Source organism: Pantoea sp. LMR881 (genome assembly GCF_027157825.1).
In the GTDB taxonomy this organism is placed as follows: domain Bacteria; phylum Pseudomonadota; class Gammaproteobacteria; order Enterobacterales; family Enterobacteriaceae; genus Pantoea; species Pantoea haifensis.
The window spans coordinates 1,926,024-1,945,131 of the sequence record NZ_JAPVOK010000002.1 but is presented as its reverse complement, the minus strand read 5'-3'; the positions used below and the strand labels follow the sequence as shown (position 1 = coordinate 1,945,131).

Sequence of the window (19,108 nt, the reverse complement as noted above, 5' to 3'; positions counted from 1 at the left end):
AGTCTGACTATCCCTGTGAAGTAAATGTTATAGCAAAAACGTTAAAAGGTTTGATCTTTTTAGCTTATTGCTCTTGGAGCTAAGAGTTCTACAACATTTTATGGGGTTATATGGTGTTTAAGAGCACGGCTGTGCCCTTTTAACGCAACGGCGTAGCATTTACTTATTGTCCAACAGTTCACCTGCCGAACGCTGATGTTGCCAGCCACTAATATTTAGCGTAGCAAACTGTTCGGGTGACAAAGTGGGTTCATGACTGCGCACAATGACTTCTGCACCACGTTCACGAAACGGCTCCATAAAAAAAGGAAAAGTAAACTTTTGATAATTCTCATTAAAGAAACTTTCACTGAGCACGATGCCTGAAAACGGAAAATTTTTGAGTAAACGCCAGTCCGCGCCTGGTGGCGCAAAATCATAAAGCCAAAAGCTAAATTTCTTTGTTAATTCAAGCAGTGCCATTGAATGTGCTTTTAAACTCAGATAATTAATTCCCAGGCGAACCCGGGGATTTTGTAAATGAGCATAGGCGTCAGGCACCTTTAAAAGGCCCTGTAACCTCATTTCATCAAACGGAATAATCATTAATGCCGCTTCAGTGGCAAGTTGATTATGTAAGGAAATAATGTTGCATGTATTAAGTATATTTGAATTCCCTGAGTCTAAAGAAATATAAGGCACGCTATAGCATATGCCAGCGACATTTCTGTTAACGTGATGAATGGCTTCGGTAACATAAGGGTTGTATAAAGTGTTTTTCATTATCTCTATGAAAATATTATTAAAATTTACTGGTTATTTATTATTGATATAAGCGAGGTGTTAAATAAAAAAAGCGGGTAAATATAGATCACTTCTCTAAATTAAATCACTCTTTTTTAAAAGTTGTATAGCGATGACATCTTTTTAACGCGCACGATAAATAGAAAGTGAGTGTCCGAATGATTACGCGAAATAGAGGCAAAAAGCAGGATGGCCAGACGGTTAATAATGCATAAGCGGCCAGCGCGTTTAACTGCGTGAATTTTAACGCGACTCGCACAACCTGCTGTTGCCTGTTTTGGTAAATTGACGCACCCTAAAAACCACGTTATTGCGCCTGAGCAAAAAACAGATAACACCGCACGACGATGCGGGAAAGGCCGTTATGGCTCGCGTTCAAAAGGGATAAAAATATGGGATTTATGGCATCGGCAGCGGAAGATTCACTGCTGCGACATCGTGCGTTTGTGGCGTTTTGGCTGGCGCGCACCTGCTCATCGTTTGGCTTTCAGATGTTCTCGGTCGCGATTAGCTGGCAAATTTATGCACTCACTAACAGTGCCTTAGCACTGGGGATGATTGGTTTAATGCAGTTCCTGCCGTCAGTTTTACTGGCGCTGCCTGCCGGACATCTCGCCGATCAGTTTGATCGGCGTCGCATTGTACTGCTGAGCCAGATGATTGAATTTGCGGCGTTAGTTGCACTGGTGTTATTAGCCCTGTTTGACGGGGCAGATAAAATGGCGTTGTGGGGGCTGGTATTTATGATTTCCGTGGCGAAGGCGCTGGAATGGCCAGCCATGTCCTCAATGTTGCCTGCGCTGGTGCCGCCCTCAATGCTGGCACGCGCCATGGCCTCCAATGCTGTCGGCGGGCAAGCTGCGGTTATTGTCGGCCCGACGCTGGGCGGGTTGTTGTATGTCGCCGGGCCGGATGTCGTGTATGGCGTGTCCGGGCTGTTTTATTTGATTTCGTTGATTCTGGTCAGCTGTCTGCGCTATGAACGTCCACCGCAAACCCGTTTGCCGATGAACATGAAAAATTTGTTTGCTGGCGTACGTTTTATTCGTGAGCGTAAAGATGTGCTTGGCGTAATCTCACTCGATCTGTTTGCTGTGCTGCTGGGCGGTGCCACGGCGCTATTGCCGATCTTTGCCAAAGACATCCTGCATACTGGCCCGTGGGGATTAGGTATGCTGCGTGGCGCACCGTCGGTCGGCGCACTGCTGGTTGGTTTATGGCTGAGCCGTAATAAGCTTGAAAAGCATGTCGGTATGATTATGTTTGGCTCGGTTGCGGGCTTTGGCGTTGCCACGCTGGTGTTTGCGCTTTCCAGCCAGCTCTGGCTGTCGCTGATTGCCCTGGCGGCGCTCGGTGGGTTCGATATGGTGAGCATGGTTATTCGCGGTTCGCTGGTGCAGTTGGATACACCGGATGATATGCGTGGGCGTGTGAATGCCGTGAACGCCATCTTTATTAATACCTCTAATCAGTTGGGTGAGTTTGAATCCGGTCTGCTGGCGGCGTGGCTGGGCGCAGCACCCGCAGCGGCAGTGGGCGGTATTGGTACGCTGATTGTGGTGGCGCTGTGGATGAAGCTGTTTCCACATTTACGTAAACGACAAAAGCTTGAAAACGAAGGCACAGTAAACTGACAAAATGAACAGGATCACACCATGAAATTGCCGTTACTTCTCGGTATTGATGGCGGCGGAACGCGCTGTCGGGCGCGATTAACAGACAGTAAAGGCGCATGGCTGGCAGAGGCAGAGGGCGGTTCGGCAAACGTTTTTTCTGGCTTTGACGCTGCCATTAACGTCATGGAAGCATTAATTGCAGATGTCATACAACAGGCGGGATTGTCTGTCGCGCACTTGAGCGAAACCCATATTGTTGCAGGCTTAGCGGGCGCGAATGTGGATTCGGTTGCACAGCGTTTAAAAGCCTGGCGGCCAGCCTGTGCGTCATTGCGTCTGTTAACGGACGTCGAAACTGCCTGCCTGGGCGCGCATGGCGGTCAGCCTGGTGCAGTATTCATTGTCGGCACCGGCAGCCAGGGAGCCTGTTGGGACGGCAGCGAATTTACCTTATCAGGCGGATGGGGATTTGCACTTTCTGACCTGGGCTCGGGTGCAGCGTTAGGGCACCGGGCGCTGCGGCTCGCATTGCTGGCGCATGAAGCCATCGTTGCGCCTTCGCCATTAACCCATAACATCATGGCGCACTATCAACACAGCGCCGAGGCAATGCTTTTATGGACGCAGCAGGCGACACCAGCAGACTGGGCGCGAATTGTGCCCGAGGTGTTCAGTGCAGCGCAACAGGGCGATGTTCATGGCGAGGCGCTGGTAAAACAAACGGCGCAGGATATTGCGCTGATGGTTCAACCGCTCCTTCAGCGCCAGCCGGGAAAACTGGCGTTGATGGGAGGATTAGCGCAGCCGATTAAGGCGTGGCTTCCGGCTGATATCCAGGACGTTTTAGTCATGCCGCAGCAGGATGCGTTAACCGGGGCGTTGTATCTGGCACAGCAGCACGCCAGCAACAGTCTGTAAAAGTCTTTACGCTGCCAGGCTTTTCTTCTGGCAGCGTAAACCATCAGAGTGCAGCAGCAATGGCGGCACCCAACTCTTCCGTGCTGGCTGAGCCACCCAGATCGCGCGTCAGATTTTCACCTGACGCCAGCGTGCGCTCAATCGCATCCAGCACCGCGTCACCCGCCTCTTTATAGCCAAGATGTTCAAGCATCATCGCGCCACACCAAATCTGGCCGATTGGGTTAGCGATGCCTTTGCCGGCAATATCTGGTGCGGAGCCGTGAACCGGTTCGAACAGGCTGGGGAAATGGCCTTCCGGATTGATATTGGCTGAAGGCGCGATACCAATGGTGCCGGTACAGGCAGGCCCCAGATCCGACAAAATATCGCCAAACAGGTTGCTGGCCACCACCACGTCAAACCAGTCGGGATGCAGCACAAAGTTAGCGGTTAAAATATCGATGTGATACTTGTCGACCTTCACTTCGGGATAGTGCTCGCCCATTGCTTCGACGCGGCTGTCCCAGTACGGCATAGTGATAGCGATGCCGTTGGATTTTGTCGCTGAAGTGAGATGTTTTTTCGGCCGACGCTGCGCCAGTTCATAAGCAAATTTCAGGATGCGATCAACGCCGGTGCGGGTCATGACCGTTTCCTGAATCACCACTTCGCGCTCGGTGCCGGGAAACATGGTGCCGCCAACGCTGGAATATTCGCCTTCGGTGTTCTCACGCACCACATAAAAGTCGATGTCGCCGGGCTGACGGTTAGCCAGTGGCGCTTTGACGCCTGGCATCAGGCGCACCGGGCGCAGATTGACATACTGATCAAATTCGCGGCGGAACTGCAACAGCGATCCCCAGAGCGAAACGTGATCGGGTACGACATCTGGCCAGCCGACCGCGCCAAAGTAAATCGCATCAAACGTTTTCAAATGGGGAAACCAGTCATCCGGTAACATTTTGCCGTGCTGCTGCCAGTATTCAGCACTGGCATAGTCAAACCATTCCCAGCGCAGCGGAATGTTAAATTTTTCTGCCGCGGCGTTCATGACGCGAATGCCTTCTGGCATCACTTCTTTACCAATACCGTCGCCGGGAATAACCGCAATACGATGAATTTTCGTTGTCACAGGGTTTCTCACAGGTTGATGTTCGAATAATAAGCGCAGTATAACGGTGCATTCCGGGGAAATAATTAGCCTGAAATTTAAACCAATGTTGAATCAAAGTAGAGCATCACGCACATCAACTGACGATTTGGCTTTCTTTGTACGCATCGCCACGCTGGGAAGTTTGACCGCAGCCGCCAGAGAGTGGGGCTTATCGCTGGCAGCCGTCAGCAAACGGCTCAGTTTGCTGGAACAGCGGTTAGGTGTGCAGCTATTACGCCGCACCACGCGGCGGCTGGATCTGACGCCTGAAGGGAAGCGTTATCTTGAGGGTGCACGCCCGTTGTTAGATCAATTGCTGGCGCTGGAAGAAACCGTAAGCGGAGAAACGGCACAGTTGCGCGGCACGCTGAACATCAATGCATCATTTGGCTTTGGCCGCCGCCATATCGCGCCTTGCGTTTCGGCATTTGCGGCGCAGCATCCTGAACTGGCACTCTCGCTGCAACTCAGCAGTCAGCCGCTTAACTTTCTTGATGCGCATGTGGATGTCGATATCCGCGTAGGCGTGCCGCCAGATTCGCGGCTGGTGGCACGCAAATTGCGCACCAATCCTCGTGTACTGTGCTGCTCCCCGGCTTATGCGGCGCAACGGGGTTTGCCGCAGACGATTAGCGAACTGGCGCAGCATAATTGTATTTTGCTGCGTCAGTATGAAAGTGATTTTGCGCTGTGGCGCTTCATATCGGGCGAGGAGAGTATTACGCAGAAAGTGCGGGGTAGCCTGATCACGAATGATGGCGAAGTTGCGATGCGTATGGCGCTGGATGGTCACGGTATTTTGTTGCGCTCATGGTGGGATGCGCAGCACAGCATTGTGTCAGGCGATCTGCTGCATCTCTTACCGGAGTGGCATGCCCCGGATGGTGACATTTTTGCTGTCTGGCAGTCACAGCGCCAGCTTCCGTCACGTATCAGCATGTTTGTTGATTTTTTGCAGCAGGCGCTGAGCGAAGAGAGAGAAGAGCTGGCCTGACAACATTTCCCGGCAGCAAACCCTGTGCAGGGTTCCGCACTGTGAGTGTCAACGGTGGAGCAAGCTGCGATAACCTCTTCTGGTGCTCAGTGCGGCGCTTCTGTTCATTCGCGCGCCCGACGGTTTTTTCGCGTTATTGCGTGAATTAACCCGTTGCGCCTGACATTTTTCTCTACACTGGACGCACTTAAACATCACAGGGCACATGTTATGAACGACAAGAAGATGATATCCATCGATCAGTTCGACGCTGCTGAACAGCTTGAGGTGGAAGAGACGCTACAGGCACTGACGCAAAAATATCGTCTCAAAACAGGAAAAGAACCGGACAGCAAAAAGAAAAAGAATTGAGTGCGCAAGCGCGTCAGGTGGTCATGACAGCAAAGCTGGCGCGAGAAAAAGAGAAAGCGGAACGCGCCGTCAAAAAGCCCCTGCGCAAAGAAACCCGCTGCGCTGGCAGAAAGTGAAGTGCGTGATTTTAACTGGTCAGCCTCAGTGGCGCGCGGTAAGCGGCGCTGAAATAGTCTGTTTCGCTGGCGCAGCGCGTTGGGCTAAAGCGTTGCGTTTACATCGTTTTTAGTAATGCGTATGATTCTCATTCTTTTTGAGACTTCCCGCCGCGCTGCGGCCTGACGGGAGCCGTTCGTCCATTGATGGAGTTAAGAATGAAATCTTTGTTCAGCCCGCGTAAAGCTGCACTCGCCCTGGCAGTCGTGGCGACCTTTAGTTTGACTGCCTGTCAGACACCCGCAAAAAAAGCTGAAACGCCTGTAGTTGCTGCTGCCCAGGCCCCTGCAAATACGAACCTGACGCAGCGCGAGCTGGGCGACGGCTTGTATGAAATGGCTTACCTGCCCGCAAAAAATGCACTGTATGTTGCCAGCGCACAGGGTTTCAAAGATGTTAGCGGCGGCATGATCTATCGCCTGGATGCGACCACGCTGAAAACCACCGGCGAAGCGCACACCGACCTGAAAAACTTCGGTATGTTGATCGATCCAGAGGGTAGCGCGCTGTATGCCACTAACTCACTGGACGGCGGCATCTCTAAAATCGATCCTGAAAACGGTAAAGTGCTGAAGCGTTTGATGTTCAGCGAAAAGAATGACAAAGGTTTTCCATTTGGCGCGCGTGAGATCTTCTGGCATCAGGGCCAGCTTTATATCGGTGGTGTAGGCGATCCGGGCGTCATTTGGGTGGTTGATGCGAAAACCATGAAGCTGAAAACGCGCATCAAAAACGCCGGTAAGTGGGTCACCGGTATCATCTATTCACCTGTTACCGATCGCATCTATGCTGCAAATGGCGGCGGTGAAATTCTGGTGATTAACCCACGCAGTCATAAAATCGAAAAACGCCTGACAGCGGGTGACGGCAAAGCCTATCTGTTCCTGAACATGGCGGAAGATCCGGCTACCGGCCGCCTGTTTGTTACCGACAACTCCAAAGCCAAAAACACGCTGGTGTTCGATGAGCGCAGCGGAAAAGTGATTAAACGTCTGGATTTAGGCGACTCGCTCGGCATCAAATTCAACGCTAAACGTAATGAGATCTATATCAGTCAGCGCGAGTCGAAGAAAGTGTTGCAGTTGGATGCCACTACCTATGCTGTGAAAAACAGCTGGTCTTTCGACAGCCATCCGAACAGCCTGCTGGTATCCCCTGATGGGCAAACGCTGTACGTTACCGTGAAGCAAGGCTTCAACAAAGATCACAGCACCAAAGGGCCAGACAGTGTGGCGCGCATTGCACTGAAATAAAAAAAGCGGCATCGCTGCCGCTTTTGACACAGGGCGCTGCGGCGTCCTGTTTACTGTTCTACGCCCTGAACCAGCACCACGCGATAGTTGGCACCTTTCAGGCGATGCGCTTTAGCAGCCTGATATTCCGGGCTGTCGTACCAGGCGTGTGCGGCTTCTGCGGTCGGAAACTCCAGCAGCACCACGCCTTCCGCTTCGGTTCCTTCCAGCGTTTCCAGCGCGCCATAAAAGGCGAGTGCATTAATTGGATGATCGCCGCGCGCCTTGCCCGCTTTCTCAGCATAGGTCGCCATTTCGTCGGCATTCAGGGTTTCATCGCGAATAAATATTACGTAAGCACTCAACAGAATTCTCCTCAGGCTTTTTTATCTTCAGTGTTGGTATCAAAATCTGCGGCATCATGACGTTCATGAAGCTGATCGGCCGGTTCGCCCATCACGCGATTCACTTTGCGTCCACGAATAACAGCGGGGCGCTGCGCGACCTCTTTCGCCCAGCGCACAACATTTTTATAGGACTGCACATCCAGGAATTCTGCAGCATTGTATTGATCGTTCAGCACCAGGTTGCCATACCAGGGCCAGGTAGCGATGTCGGCAATGGTGTAATCGTCACCCGCCAGGTAACGATTTTCTGCGAGCTGGCGATCCAGCACGTCGAGCTGACGCTTGGCTTCCAGCGTAAAACGGTTGATGGCGTACTCAATTTTTTCCGGTGCGTAATGATAGAAATGGCCCAGGCCGCCCCCGAGATAAGGCGCAGAACCTTGCAGCCAGAATAGCCAGTTCAATGTTTCGGTGCGTTTAGCGATATCTCTTGGCAGGAAATGACCAAATTTTTCTGCCAGATAGAGCAGGATGTTGCCCGATTCAAACACACGAATCGGCGGGGTAGCGGAATGATCGCTGAGCGCCGGAATCTTTGAGTTAGGGTTAATGTCGACGAAGCCACTGGAGAACTGATCGCCTTCACCGATGCGGATCAGCCAGGCATCGTACTCGGCATCATTCACGTTAAGCGCCAGTAACTCTTCCAGCAGAATTGTCACTTTTTGACCATTAGGCGTACCCAGCGAATAGAGCTGAAGCGGATGTTTACCAACTGGCAGGCTTTTTTCATGCGTAGGACCAGCGAAAGGGCGGTTGGTTTGTGCTCCGTTACCTTTGGCTTCGGGGTCCCAGGTCCAGACTTTCGCGGGCTGATAAGTGTTTTCCGACATGGTGAAGTTTCGCCTTGTTGTGATTGAGTTTTCTCTGGAGTGTAGCAGGTGGCGAAAAGCTGGTTTAACTCTGCTGGCGGTGGCGATGAGCTGCCAGACAGTTTGCACAGCGGATCGCTGGCGCGGCGTGTGAAGCGTTAAGGCGTTGACGTTTGCAGATTAGCGCAGAGATAAAAGGCGGCTAATACACCGCCTTGTTCTTTTACTGGCTCAGCAGTTCGCGTTCAATCAGTTCCCGCGTTTCAACGGCCTGTACCTTCATTTTTTCCGGGTAACCGAACAGTGAAGAGGCGATGATCGATTCGCCACCCACTTTATAATTGCGGTTAGCAAAATTCATGTCGCGCAGCGTCTGAAACAGAGCAGGGAAATCGACTTCACCTTCGCCCACGCCGACGTGCTGGTGGATTGTGGCATCGACACCCGGCGGGTTAACAATATAGCGGCAATGTTTGGTGTGGTTCATGGTATCGGCAATCAAAACGTGTGACAGATCTTCACCGGCGTATTCGAGCATGCTTTTCACATCGCCTTTGCCTTTGTCATAGAAAAAGGTATGCGGCACGCTGTAAACGTATTTGATGTTATCGCTGCGGAAGGATTTAACGATATCTGACGTTTCGTTGTTCTGTTCGCAAAAATCCCACGGGTGTGACTGAATTTCGACGCGGATACCTTCACGTTCGATGATCGGCAGCAGCTCTTCCATAGAGCGGTAAAACATCTCTTCACAGATTTCTGGTTCGTTCGGCGTGCCGGACAGCTCGGTATTGATAACCTGAACCCCCATTTCTACCGCAATCTCAATCATCCGCTTCCAGTTTTTCACCGCAGCCTGACGACGCAGCTCATCAGGGCCGGACCAGCGATACACCACGATAAATGAGGAGATCTCAACGCCGGTTGATCGCAGAGCGTTTTTATACTCCGTCATGATTTCGCGGCTGGCTTTAGGGTGTTTGTAAAACGGGTTGATCTGCGGATGCGGTGACTGCTCGATGTATTTATATCCCCAATCGGCCACCTGATTGACCATGCGGGTGATACCCATCTCTTTAATCACATCCACATCAAAAGCAATTTTCATCTGTCTACTCCGGGGCGTTTAAGGTTGCTGTTCTTCATTGAATATCACGCCGATCTGCTTTCTCACCTCATCCATCGCGGCCAGAGTCGTTATCGCGCTGTTAAGGGAGTGGACTGGCGAATCAGTGAGGTTCTGCCCGATACACCAGGCAAAGTGGTTAATTTCGTGACACAGCTGAACGTAACGATTTGAAGGCTCCTCCCAGTACAGCGTATGGCGGCCATCGCTGGATCTCAGGCGGAAATTCCCTGGGGCATAAAACTGGCCGTCCAGCACTAGCGTGGCATCCCGACCGGCAATCAGGGCGGTGCCGGGTGTGTTGCTAAACAGGGTTGTATGCAGCACGGAGTGCATGCCCTGAGGATGGGTAAACAGCATGGAAGTCTGGCCGTTTACACCGCCTGACGCAGCTTGCCCTTTTGCCACAATGCTGTCTGGCGCGCCACCCGCGACAAAAACGCTGAAGCCTACTAAATAACTGCCGAGATCCAGCATCGGGCCACCGGCAAGATCGGCATTAAAGATGCGGTGATCTGGCGTAAAAAACTCACCATGATCGGCAATCAGCGTATGAAGCTCGCCGAGCACACCATCGTGCAGTAACTGACGAATAACGTCATATTTCGGCGAAAAATTGCACCACATCGCTTCCATACAGAGCAGATTACGCTCAGCGGCGGCCTGCTTAAGCTGTTGCGCCTGTCCGGCATTAAGTGCCAGCGGCTTTTCGATCAACAGATGTTTACCGGCTTCGATAACCCTTAAGCCATCAGGAAAGTGATGATTGTGCGGAGTGGCAATGTAAACCGCATCAACATCATCACGCGCCAGTAGCTCATCAATACCGGCGCAGGCATATGCAATTGACCATTTATCAGCAAAAGCCTGCGCTTTATCACGGCTGCGTGAGGAAACGGCGACCAGTTGTTGATCGGTATGGTGGCGCAACGCATTAGCAAAGTGATCGGCAATCCAGCCGGGACCAACAATGCCCCAGCGCAGTACCGGGATCTGTTTTGCATCAGGTAAACGCGCAGCAGGCAGCACAGAAGGGAACATAACTTCTCCATTTTTATCTGTTCGCAGAGAGGGGAAAACGGGCATCAGATTAAGCGACTCTGTTTGTTAGCCTTTACGGCAGAAAGCGCACCGTTATCATCTCTGATCTTTTACCGATCGCTTTCCATCAACCTTTTACGCAGGATCGGATCTCTTTTTAGCAAATGTTCATTCTGTAATGAACCCAAAAAGAAATGAATGTTTCATTTTGCGAGAGGGATCAAACTTATGAGATGTTTTTTATCAAAAGCGTGACAGGAAAGGAGAGATCCTGGAGGAGAATGCACAGCAACGCGCGCAGCCTGACCGCGTGACAGACACCGCTGTATTTAGCGTGTGGATCTTGCAGGCTGATGAAAACATTATTTATTTAAGGTGAACTGAATGTCAAAAGTAACCATGACCGCTATTGCGCGTGAAGCAGGCGTAGGCGTGGCTACCGTGGATCGCGTCCTTAACCGGCGTGCGCCTGTGCGTGGCGTAACAGAACAGAAAGTGCTGGCTGCTGTCACTCGTCTCGGCTATCGGCTGGAGCAGTCACGCATTTTGCAGGCAGGTCAGTCTCATGCGACCGCACAGCTCCGTATGGGGTTTATCCTGCTCTCAGCCAGTTACTCATTTTATCAACCGCTAAGTGATGCGTTACGCAGCCGGGCAGCGCCTCATCAGCCGCCGGGAAGCGAAGCCGAATTTTGCTGGCACGATATTAATGACGTCGAAGCCGTTGCCACTTCGCTGCGTCATCTGGCTAAACGTGTTGAAGCCATTTGCATAGTGGCGCTTGATCATCCCTTGATTCGCCACGCTATCCAGGATGTTTCGCGTAAAGGGGTGCGGGTATTTGCACTGTTTTCCGATTTCTCACCGTGCGGCCACGCGGGCTACATTGGACTTGATAACCAAAAAGCGGGACGTAGCGCCGCGTGGATGGCTCAGTACCTGCTGCGTCAGTCCGGCAGTGTAGGCGTGCTGCTCGGCGATCATCGCTTCACCTGTCAGGAAAGCTGTGAGATCAGTTTTCGTTCTTTTCTGCGTGAAGCGGGCATCAGTCAGCGTGTGCTGGAACCGTTAAAAACCCATGAGTCGATTGAAGGGGGTTATCTGGCTACCCAACAGTTGCTGAAAGAACATGATGACTTAGTGATGATCTATGCACCCTGTGGCGGCATTGAAGGCGTGGTGCGTGCGTTACGTCAGGCTGAAAGAAAAGAGGTTGTGCTGGTGTGCCACGGTCCATTCCAGGGCGATGAACTGGCTTTGATTGATGGCACCATTACGCTGATGCTGCGGCATCATATTAATCTGTTAGCCGAAGCAGTCATAAACATTTGCGTCAGCGCACAGGCTGAAAACAGCGCACATTTTTCTCAGATCACCGTACCGTTTGAAATGGTAACGCGGGAAAATTTTTAAAACCAAGGGGTTAGAGATTTTATGATATAAAACTATCAATAAATGAAATAAATTAACGCGATCTCTATCAAAAAATAAAACTTTCATTGTTGTTTGTTATGAAATTTTCATTTGATACTGCCGTCAACTTTCCCGCACGGACAGAGATTATGACGATTCATATTGCCAGTGCGCCTTGCAGTTGGGGCGTTGATGACCCGAAAAATCCTTTTTTACCGCCGTGGCAAAAGGTGCTGAGCGAAGCGGCACAGGCGGGCTACAAAAGTATTGAGCTAGGGCCGTGGAATTACTTACCCACTGAGCCTGATGAACTCAGCAAACAGCTTAAGGAACACGGTTTATCGCTGGTAGCAGGAACAATATTTGATGATTTAGTCAGCGAAGCCAATTTTCCGGCAATAACAGAACTGACCCATAACATCTGTCGCACCCTTTCACTGGCTCCTACTGCTGAAAAATCGCACGGCGATAATGCGCCTGCACCCTATCTGGTGATTATCGACTTCGGCAATCCCGAACGCGCGAAATACGCTGGACAATCCGATAAAGCTCCTCGCCTTTCTGCCGACGACTGGCAGCGCATGATGCAGCACATCACTACTATAAGCGACATCGCCTGGAAAGAGTATGGCGTGCGTCCGGTCATTCATCCGCACGCAGGCGGCTGCATTGAGTATGCCGACGAACTGGCGCAACTGGTGGAAGACATTCCGCATCAGATAGCCGGTTTATGTCTCGACACCGGGCATCTTTACTACTCCGGCATGGACCCGATTCCTTATCTGCAACGCTACTGGAATCGTATCGATTATTTGCATTTTAAAGACGTCAACGAGGCGGTGTGGCGTGATGCGATTGCCCGTGGCCTCGACTTCTTTACTGCCTGTGCTGAAGGCGTTATGTGCCCGATTGGTAAAGGCGCGATTGATTATCCGGCGGTGCGTGCTTTTCTTGTAGAACGTCGCTATCAGGGATGGATCACCATTGAGCAGGAGCGCGATCCGCGTAATGCCGACACCAGCCTGCGCGATGTAACTGCCAGTCTTCACTATCTCCAGTCCGTTGGATTCCAGGAGTAAACAAATGATTAACGGTAAAAAAGTTCTTGATCGCTCGCTGCGCTGGGGCATGGTCGGCGGTGGCGGCACCAGTCAGATCGGCTACATACATCGTTCATCCGCGTTACGCGATGGTAACTTTTCACTGCTGGCCGGGGCGTTTGATATCGATGCACAACGCGGCCGTGATTTTGGCGTCTCGCTTGGCGTCGCCAGCGATCGCTGTTATCCCGATTATGCCGCGATGTTTGCAGCGGAAGCGGCGCGTGAAGATGGCATTGAAGTGGTCTCGATTGCTACGCCAAATAACACCCATTTTGCTATTTGCTGTGCGGCAATCAACGCAGGCCTGCATGTGGTGTGTGAAAAGCCGCTCTGCTTTACCACCGTTGAAGCAGATGAGCTGGAACGGCTGTGCAAAGAGAAAAATAAAATTATCGGTGTGACTTACGGTTACGCCGGGCATCAGTTGATTTATCAGGCACGAGAAATGATCGCTGCGGGCTTACTGGGCGAGATCCGCATCATCAATATGCAGTTTGCCCATGGCTTCCATAACGAAGCGGTCGAGTTGCAGAACGAGAGCACCAAATGGCGTGTCGATCCGCGCTTTGTTGGCCCGAGCTACGTACTGGGCGATCTGGCGACCCATCCGCTGTTTATTGCTGAAACCATGGTGCCGCAACTGCGCCTGAAGCGTCTGCTCTGTGCGCGACAGAGTTTTGTTCCGACGCGCGCGCCGCTGGAGGATAACGCTTTTGTGATGATGGAGTATGACAACGGCGCAGTGGGAACAATGTGGGCTTCTGCAGTGAATGCGGGTTCGATGCACGGTCAGAAAGTACGTGTAGTGGGATCAAAAGCCAGCCTTGAATGGTGGGATGAACAACCTAATCAACTGCGCTATGAGATTCAGGGCGAACCGGTGCGGATTATGGAGCGCGGCATGGGTTATCTCAGCGAACGTGCGCTGGAGGACGATCGTATTGGTGGCGGGCATTCTGAAGGATTATTTGAAGCCTGGTCCAATCTTTACCGACGATTTGCCCAGGCCATCGACGCTACCGATCGTCAGGACAAGGCGTTCCTGCACGATTTCTGGTATCCCGATGTACACGCGGGTTTGATGGGTGTGCGTTGGGTAGAACAGTGCGTGAAGTCAGCCGATGCCGGTGCGGTCTGGGTGGATTGTTAAAATTTTTTCAAATCAACAAAAGCAAAAACCCGCCGTAAGGCGGGTTCTTTAAATAGGGTGCCCGAACCCGGACAAAAATGCCGGGAGCATTTTTGCATAGCGCGCCTCGTGCGCTAACCCGCAGGGCGAGCCACAGGGAAGTGGCGAGTTCATCGAACCTTCGATTATGGGTTCGGCTCTACAAAAGCAAAAACCCGCCGTAAGGCGGGTTCTTTAAATAGGGTGCCCGAACCCGGACAAAAATGCCGGGAGCATTTTTGCATAGCGCGCCTCGTGCGCTAACCCGCAGGGCGAGCCACAGGGAAGTGGCGAGTTCATCGAACCTTCGATTATGGGTTCGGCTCTACAAAAGCAAAAACCCGCCGTAAGGCGGGTTCTTTAAATAGGGTGCCCGAACCCGGACAAAAATGCCGGGAGCATTTTTGCATAGCGCGCCTCGTGCGCTAACCCGCAGGGCGAGCCACAGGGAAGTGGCGAGTTCATCGAACCTTCGATTATGGGTTCGGCTCTACAAAAGCAAAAACCCGCCGTAAGGCGGGTTCTTTAAATATGGTGCCCGAACCCGGAATCGAACCAGGGACACGGGGATTTTCAATCCCCTGCTCTACCGACTGAGCTATTCGGGCAACGGGGCGCATTAAACCGTAAAGGCTTAAGGTCGTCAACGGCTTTCATGAAAAAACCGCAGGAAACGTGATTGATTGCCTGAATTTCAGGCAAAGAAGGTGAAGTCTTAGGCTAATGCGCCATTTTTACGGCATAGCGCGATGCTCAGCACATCTTCTGCTAAACCCTGAGCAGTAGCGACATCCTGCACGTTGCGTTTTACCAGCAGCCTGCTCAGGCAGCCTTCGAGGATTAATTCAATTTGATCGGCCACCATTGTCGGATTATCCAGCGCCAGTGATACCAGAATATCGTGGGTAAATTGCCATGAAGCGCGCTTTTGCTGCTCGGCGAGCTGATGAATCGGCTGATCGGGTTGAGGATAGAAGCTACAGGCGGCGATAAACAGGCAGCCGGGGAAACGCCCAATCGAGACCTGTTCACTTAATACCTGATAACGCGCCATCAATTTCTGCTCAGGGCTTAACATGCCGTTCAGTAAAATCTGGCGTCGCCAGGTATCAATTTGCTGGCCGTGATAACGCAACGCGTCGTAAAGCAGGGCATCACGGTCTGGCCAGAATCGTTGCAGCTGGTCAACGGAAAGGGTGCTGTTGCCCGCCAGCTGTTGCAGCGATGTGGTCGCCGCAAGGCCATTTTGTTCAAGCACATTCAGTGCGTGCTCAAGTATCTGTTCTCGTTGCAAGTCGTTCTCCTCTGCTATGCAGGTTTGCCCGCCTTCGACGGGCAGTGTCCTGTTTCCAGTTTTGTTTACTGGCTAAGTTTCTGCAAATGCGTATGGAACTCGCTGGCATCAAGAAATCCGGTCACGCGTGAGTCGGGGATCTCTTTGCCGTTTGCATCAAAAAAATAAAATGGTCGGCAATCCCAGCACCTGAAGGCGCTTTAACAATGCGTTATCGCTGGCGCTGTTGGCGGTCACATTGGCTTGCAGTAGCTGCAAGCTGCTCAACGCCTTGCGGACTGAGACATCGCTGAAGGTGTATTTTTCAAATTCCTTGCAGGCCACGCACCAGTCAGCGTAAAGATCCACCATCGTCACGCGGCCTTGTGCCTGCTGTAAGGCGTGGTCGAGTTGTGATGCGCTACTGATAGCGGTAAAGGCAGATGCGCTTCGCTCTGTTGATAGGGTATTTCACCAAAAACCCAGTCCTGTAAAGGGCGCGCGCTGATCAAGGCTGCGGCAAGCATCACAATTTGTACCACCCGCCATTTACCGCTGTGGGCGCGCAAACTAACGCTAAAGGCCCAGGCGAAAAATGCGACACCAAGCAGGCTCCATAAACGTAATCCCCATATCTCGCCTGCTATGCGCTCCAGCAAAAAGACCGGCAGGGCGAGAATAATAAAACCGAAACCCTCTTTGACGCTCTGCATCCACGGCCCGCTCTTTGGCAGCAGTTTATTGCCAAACACCGTCACAGCGATCAGTGGCAAGCCCATGCCAACAGCATACAGCCACAGCGTCCCTGCGCCGGCCCACATGTTTCCGCTCTGCGCGATATAAAGCAGGATGGCACTGAGCGGTGCCGTGGTGCAAGGCGAGCAGATCAATCCTGCCAGTGCGCCCATTAGCAGGACGCCAATTAGCGATCCTCCTTGCTGACGGTTACTCCACAGCGTCAGTCGGGTTTGCAGGCTGGCGGGTAACTGCAATGAAAACAGGCCAAACATCGACAGCGCCAAAATAACAAACAGCACTGACAGGCCGGTTAATACGTACGGATGTTGCAGTGCAGCCTGAAAACGGAGCCCGGCAGCGGCAACCACTACGCCGAGTAAGGTATAGGTCAGCGCCATACCCTGTACATATACCATGGCTAATGCAAATAACCGGCCGAATGAATAGCGGCGTTGGCCGCCAAGAATAATGCCTGAGATCAGGGGATACATTGGCAATACGCACGGGGTAAATGCAACGCCAATACCGATCAATAAGGCCCACAGCGGCGAAAAGGGCAGCGGAATGGCTGCTGTGGCAGGTGGCGAACTGACAGTCGGCGGCACACTGCTGGCTACAACCGGGCTAAGCGGGATGGTTTGCGTCTCTGGTGGATAGCAAAAACCGGCGGCCGCACAGCCCTGCCAGGTCACGCTAAGCGTTGCACCATTTGCAGCCTGTTGCAGCGTGATCGGTATCGCTAAATCGTCCGGATAAATCTCGCTTTTACCGTAAAATTCATCTTCATGCGGCTGGCCAGGCGGCAACGCGACAGGAGCAATTTTTGCCTGTTGCGGTGTGATATGTATTTGCTGGCGATAAAGGTAATAACCCGACTTTACCTTCCAGTTGAGAGTAAGCTGAGAGCCTTGTTGGTTAAAGTCGAAGACAAATGCCTGATTAACAGGAACAAAGCGATTAGTGCTGGTCGGTGAAAACAGCGATGCCTGTGCCTGCAGGCAGAGCAACAGCGTAAATAAAAGCGCGATCAGGTGAGAGATGCGTGCAGCCATGACAAGTATTCACTGTCTCCATTTTGAACCGGCAGTGCCAGTAATTCAGGCACATCATAAGGATGCGCGCGCTTAAGCAGATCCATGAGGGCGTGCTGGTGTTCGCTATCGCACTTCAGCAACATTTGAACCTCTTCAGCCTGCTCCAGTTTGCCTTGCCAGACGTAATAAGAGGTTGCGCCAGGCAACAGCGTCACGCAGGCAGCCAGTCTGGCTTCCAGCGCCAGCGTGGCAAGCTGTTGCGCACAAGGCTTATCAGGCGCAGTGCAAAGAACGATGACAGCATTCATCCGGGTGCTCCTGAAGAAAATAACGCCGATGATAGCACGCCCTTACCCTTCATACTTCACGCTGTCTGTGCGGAGACTGCTCTCGCCAACCCAAATCACATATTTCAGTAAGCGCATCGGGGCTTCGCTCACTTGCCGCTTTCATGCCACTTAATAACACACGTTGCCAGAGTGCTATAACACCAGCCCGCCAAACAGAAAGCCAAACAGCACTGACAGCGTAATGGCGAGGATACCTGGAATAATAAAGGAGTGGTTAAACACATATTTGCCGATCCGGGTTGAACCCGTGTCATCCATTTCAACTGCCGCCAGCAAAGTAGGATAAGTGGGTAGGACAAACAGCGCCGATACCGCAGCAAACGAGGCAATGGCGGTGAGCGGGGAAACGCCCAGCAGCAATGCTGCGGGCATTAATGCTTTGGTGGTCGCCGCTTGTGAATAGAGCAGCGTAGCTGCGAAGAAAAGCACCAGCGCCAGCATCCACGGATAGGTTTGTAGTGTATCGCCAGCCAGCATCTGGATCTCTGTCAGATGCGCTTTTACAAAGGTATCGCCCAGCCAGGCAACGCCCATCACGCAGATGCAGGCGCTCATACCCGATTTAAACGTGCTGGCGCTGAGAATTTCACCCGTATCCACTTTACAGGTTAAACAGATCAAGGTGGCGATGGTCAGCATAAACACCACAATCGCTTCATTACGCGGTAGCAGTGGATGAGCAATCAATCCAACGCTTTCACTGGTAAAAGTGGCATACAGCACCACCGCCACGATACCGGTTACAAACCACAGCACCGATCTCTTTGCGCCGGGTTTAGCGACAAAGACATTTGCACCGCGCAAAATTACGTCACCTTTCGCCAGGCGTGCCTGATAAATCGCGTCATCCTTAAGCTCTTTGCCAAGAAAATTAGTCACTAATGCCGCAAGGAAAATGCCTGCCATAGTGGCCGGAATGGCAATAGCCAGCAACGCGAGATAGCTGACCCCGCGCGGCTCGAGTAAGGTGGCGAAAAAGACGACCGCAGCGGAAATCGGAGACGCGGTAATGGCAATCTGCGACGAGACAACCGCAATCGACAAAGGACGAGAAGGGCGCACACCTTGCTCTTTTGCCACTTCAGCGATCACTGGCAGCGTCGAAAAGGCGGTGTGACCTGTACCCGCCAGCAGCGTCATCATATACGTGACCAGCGGCGCGAGCAGCGTCACGTAACGGGGATGGCGGCGCAGCAGACGTTCGGCCAGGCTCACTAAATAATCCATGCCCCCAGCCACTTGCATAGCGGCAATTGCGGCAATTACCGCCATGATGATCTCAATCACATCGAAGGGGATCGCGCCAGGCTTGATGCCACAAAACAGCGTCAGGATGAGTACGCCCAGGCCGCCAGCGAACCCAATCCCGATGCCGCCGAGGCGCGCACCTAACCAGATCGCTATCAGCACAATGGCCAGTTCGATAAATACCATCCCGTCACTCCTAAAATTAAGCTG

General features: G+C 52.2%; 16 protein-coding genes, 1 tRNA gene and 2 pseudogenes. 8 read left to right on the top strand and 11 right to left on the bottom strand.

Going from position 1 to position 19,108, the window contains the following annotated elements:
• Positions 1–159 precede the first annotated feature (159 nt).
• On the bottom strand, positions 160–762 hold the full coding sequence (locus O3W44_RS10970; RefSeq protein ID WP_269293093.1) for a hypothetical protein: 603 nt from the start codon (positions 760–762) through the stop codon (positions 160–162).
• A 413-nt stretch (positions 763–1,175) separates the two neighbouring features.
• Between O3W44_RS10970 and O3W44_RS10965 the strand changes: the two genes are divergently transcribed.
• Both O3W44_RS10965 and O3W44_RS10960 read left to right on the top strand, forming a co-directional pair.
• On the top strand, positions 1,176–2,417 hold the full coding sequence (locus tag O3W44_RS10965) for an MFS transporter (RefSeq protein WP_269293092.1): 1,242 nt from the start codon (positions 1,176–1,178) through the stop codon (positions 2,415–2,417).
• A 21-nt stretch (positions 2,418–2,438) separates the two neighbouring features.
• Positions 2,439–3,317 carry a BadF/BadG/BcrA/BcrD ATPase family protein gene (locus O3W44_RS10960; protein ID WP_269293091.1) on the top strand — a complete coding sequence of 293 codons (879 nt, stop codon included), beginning with the start codon at positions 2,439–2,441 and terminating at the stop codon, positions 3,315–3,317.
• Positions 3,318–3,360: 43 nt separating this feature from the next.
• On the opposite strand, the gene O3W44_RS10955 is transcribed toward O3W44_RS10960, so the two are convergent.
• The gene (locus tag O3W44_RS10955) at positions 3,361–4,431 is read right to left on the bottom strand and encodes a tartrate dehydrogenase (RefSeq protein WP_269293090.1); all 1,071 of its coding nucleotides are present in this window, start codon (positions 4,429–4,431) and stop codon (positions 3,361–3,363) included.
• A gap of 85 nt (positions 4,432–4,516) precedes the next feature.
• Between O3W44_RS10955 and O3W44_RS10950 the strand changes: the two genes are divergently transcribed.
• The 3 genes and pseudogenes from O3W44_RS10950 (at position 4,517) to O3W44_RS10940 (ending at position 7,206) form a co-directional block, all read left to right on the top strand.
• Positions 4,517–5,446: a LysR family transcriptional regulator gene (locus O3W44_RS10950; RefSeq protein WP_269293089.1), complete on the top strand. Its 930-nt coding sequence runs from the start codon at positions 4,517–4,519 to the stop codon at positions 5,444–5,446.
• Between the two features lie 210 nt (positions 5,447–5,656).
• Positions 5,657–5,965 (top strand): annotated as a pseudogene (locus tag O3W44_RS10945) (hypothetical protein).
• A 146-nt stretch (positions 5,966–6,111) separates the two neighbouring features.
• Positions 6,112–7,206 carry a YncE family protein gene (locus O3W44_RS10940; RefSeq protein WP_269293088.1) on the top strand — a complete coding sequence of 365 codons (1,095 nt, stop codon included), beginning with the start codon at positions 6,112–6,114 and terminating at the stop codon, positions 7,204–7,206.
• A gap of 50 nt (positions 7,207–7,256) precedes the next feature.
• Here the strand turns inward: O3W44_RS10940 and O3W44_RS10935 are convergent, their stop codons facing one another.
• From O3W44_RS10935 to O3W44_RS10920, 4 genes are all read right to left on the bottom strand, one after another.
• Positions 7,257–7,550 carry a DUF1330 domain-containing protein gene (locus O3W44_RS10935; protein ID WP_269293087.1) on the bottom strand — a complete coding sequence of 98 codons (294 nt, stop codon included), beginning with the start codon at positions 7,548–7,550 and terminating at the stop codon, positions 7,257–7,259.
• A gap of 11 nt (positions 7,551–7,561) precedes the next feature.
• Complete coding sequence (gene yghU / locus O3W44_RS10930; protein ID WP_269293086.1) at positions 7,562–8,425, bottom strand: glutathione-dependent disulfide-bond oxidoreductase; 864 nt, start codon at positions 8,423–8,425, stop codon at positions 7,562–7,564.
• A 202-nt stretch (positions 8,426–8,627) separates the two neighbouring features.
• Complete coding sequence (locus O3W44_RS10925; RefSeq protein ID WP_269293085.1) at positions 8,628–9,512, bottom strand: sugar phosphate isomerase/epimerase family protein; 885 nt, start codon at positions 9,510–9,512, stop codon at positions 8,628–8,630.
• Positions 9,513–9,530: 18 nt separating this feature from the next.
• Positions 9,531–10,571, bottom strand: a complete 1,041-nt coding sequence (locus O3W44_RS10920; protein WP_269293084.1) for a Gfo/Idh/MocA family protein — start codon at positions 10,569–10,571, stop codon at positions 9,531–9,533.
• A 384-nt stretch (positions 10,572–10,955) separates the two neighbouring features.
• Here O3W44_RS10920 and O3W44_RS10915 point away from each other — a divergent pair, with 384 nt between their 5' ends.
• The 3 genes from O3W44_RS10915 to O3W44_RS10905 all read left to right on the top strand — a co-directional run bounded on the left by O3W44_RS10915 (position 10,956) and on the right by O3W44_RS10905 (position 14,237).
• The gene (locus O3W44_RS10915; RefSeq protein WP_269293083.1) at positions 10,956–11,984 is read left to right on the top strand and encodes a LacI family DNA-binding transcriptional regulator; all 1,029 of its coding nucleotides are present in this window, start codon (positions 10,956–10,958) and stop codon (positions 11,982–11,984) included.
• Positions 11,985–12,133: 149 nt separating this feature from the next.
• Positions 12,134–13,063 carry a TIM barrel protein gene (locus O3W44_RS10910; RefSeq protein ID WP_269293082.1) on the top strand — a complete coding sequence of 310 codons (930 nt, stop codon included), beginning with the start codon at positions 12,134–12,136 and terminating at the stop codon, positions 13,061–13,063.
• Between the two features lie 4 nt (positions 13,064–13,067).
• A complete protein-coding gene (locus O3W44_RS10905; protein ID WP_269293081.1) occupies positions 13,068–14,237 on the top strand; it encodes a Gfo/Idh/MocA family protein in 1,170 nt (389 codons plus the stop codon).
• Between the two features lie 550 nt (positions 14,238–14,787).
• Here O3W44_RS10905 and O3W44_RS10900 read toward each other — a convergent pair.
• The 5 genes and pseudogenes from O3W44_RS10900 to O3W44_RS10880 all read right to left on the bottom strand — a co-directional run bounded on the left by O3W44_RS10900 (position 14,788) and on the right by O3W44_RS10880 (position 19,084).
• Positions 14,788–14,863: transfer RNA gene (locus O3W44_RS10900), tRNA-Phe, on the bottom strand.
• Positions 14,864–14,970: 107 nt separating this feature from the next.
• Positions 14,971–15,549: a division control transcriptional repressor DicD gene (gene dicD, locus O3W44_RS10895; RefSeq protein ID WP_269293080.1), complete on the bottom strand. Its 579-nt coding sequence runs from the start codon at positions 15,547–15,549 to the stop codon at positions 14,971–14,973.
• Between the two features lie 65 nt (positions 15,550–15,614).
• Positions 15,615–17,318: pseudogene (locus tag O3W44_RS10890) on the bottom strand (protein-disulfide reductase DsbD).
• Positions 17,294–17,608 carry a divalent cation tolerance protein CutA gene (gene cutA, locus O3W44_RS10885; RefSeq protein ID WP_269293079.1) on the bottom strand — a complete coding sequence of 105 codons (315 nt, stop codon included), beginning with the start codon at positions 17,606–17,608 and terminating at the stop codon, positions 17,294–17,296. Before cutA ends, O3W44_RS10890 begins: the two are co-directional and overlap by 25 nt.
• 174 nt (positions 17,609–17,782) lie before the next feature.
• A complete protein-coding gene (locus O3W44_RS10880) occupies positions 17,783–19,084 on the bottom strand; it encodes an anaerobic C4-dicarboxylate transporter (RefSeq protein WP_269293078.1) in 1,302 nt (433 codons plus the stop codon).
• Positions 19,085–19,108 lie beyond the last annotated feature (24 nt).

Excerpts from the sequence above, each read along its gene's own strand:
- O3W44_RS10970 (WP_269293093.1), bottom strand. The coding sequence starts at position 762 with ATGAAAAACACTTTATACAACCCTTATGTTACCGAAGCCATTCATCAC.
- O3W44_RS10965 (WP_269293092.1), top strand. The coding sequence starts at position 1,176 with ATGGGATTTATGGCATCGGCAGCGGAAGATTCACTGCTGCGACATCGT.
- O3W44_RS10960 (WP_269293091.1), top strand. The coding sequence starts at position 2,439 with ATGAAATTGCCGTTACTTCTCGGTATTGATGGCGGCGGAACGCGCTGT.
- O3W44_RS10950 (WP_269293089.1), top strand. The coding sequence starts at position 4,517 with ATGTTGAATCAAAGTAGAGCATCACGCACATCAACTGACGATTTGGCT.
- O3W44_RS10940 (WP_269293088.1), top strand. The coding sequence starts at position 6,112 with ATGAAATCTTTGTTCAGCCCGCGTAAAGCTGCACTCGCCCTGGCAGTC.
- yghU (WP_269293086.1), bottom strand. The coding sequence starts at position 8,425 with ATGTCGGAAAACACTTATCAGCCCGCGAAAGTCTGGACCTGGGACCCC.
- O3W44_RS10925 (WP_269293085.1), bottom strand. The coding sequence starts at position 9,512 with ATGAAAATTGCTTTTGATGTGGATGTGATTAAAGAGATGGGTATCACC.
- O3W44_RS10920 (WP_269293084.1), bottom strand. The coding sequence starts at position 10,571 with ATGTTCCCTTCTGTGCTGCCTGCTGCGCGTTTACCTGATGCAAAACAG.
- O3W44_RS10915 (WP_269293083.1), top strand. The coding sequence starts at position 10,956 with ATGTCAAAAGTAACCATGACCGCTATTGCGCGTGAAGCAGGCGTAGGC.
- O3W44_RS10910 (WP_269293082.1), top strand. The coding sequence starts at position 12,134 with ATGACGATTCATATTGCCAGTGCGCCTTGCAGTTGGGGCGTTGATGAC.
- O3W44_RS10905 (WP_269293081.1), top strand. The coding sequence starts at position 13,068 with ATGATTAACGGTAAAAAAGTTCTTGATCGCTCGCTGCGCTGGGGCATG.
- cutA (WP_269293079.1), bottom strand. The coding sequence starts at position 17,608 with ATGAATGCTGTCATCGTTCTTTGCACTGCGCCTGATAAGCCTTGTGCG.
- O3W44_RS10880 (WP_269293078.1), bottom strand. The coding sequence starts at position 19,084 with ATGGTATTTATCGAACTGGCCATTGTGCTGATAGCGATCTGGTTAGGT.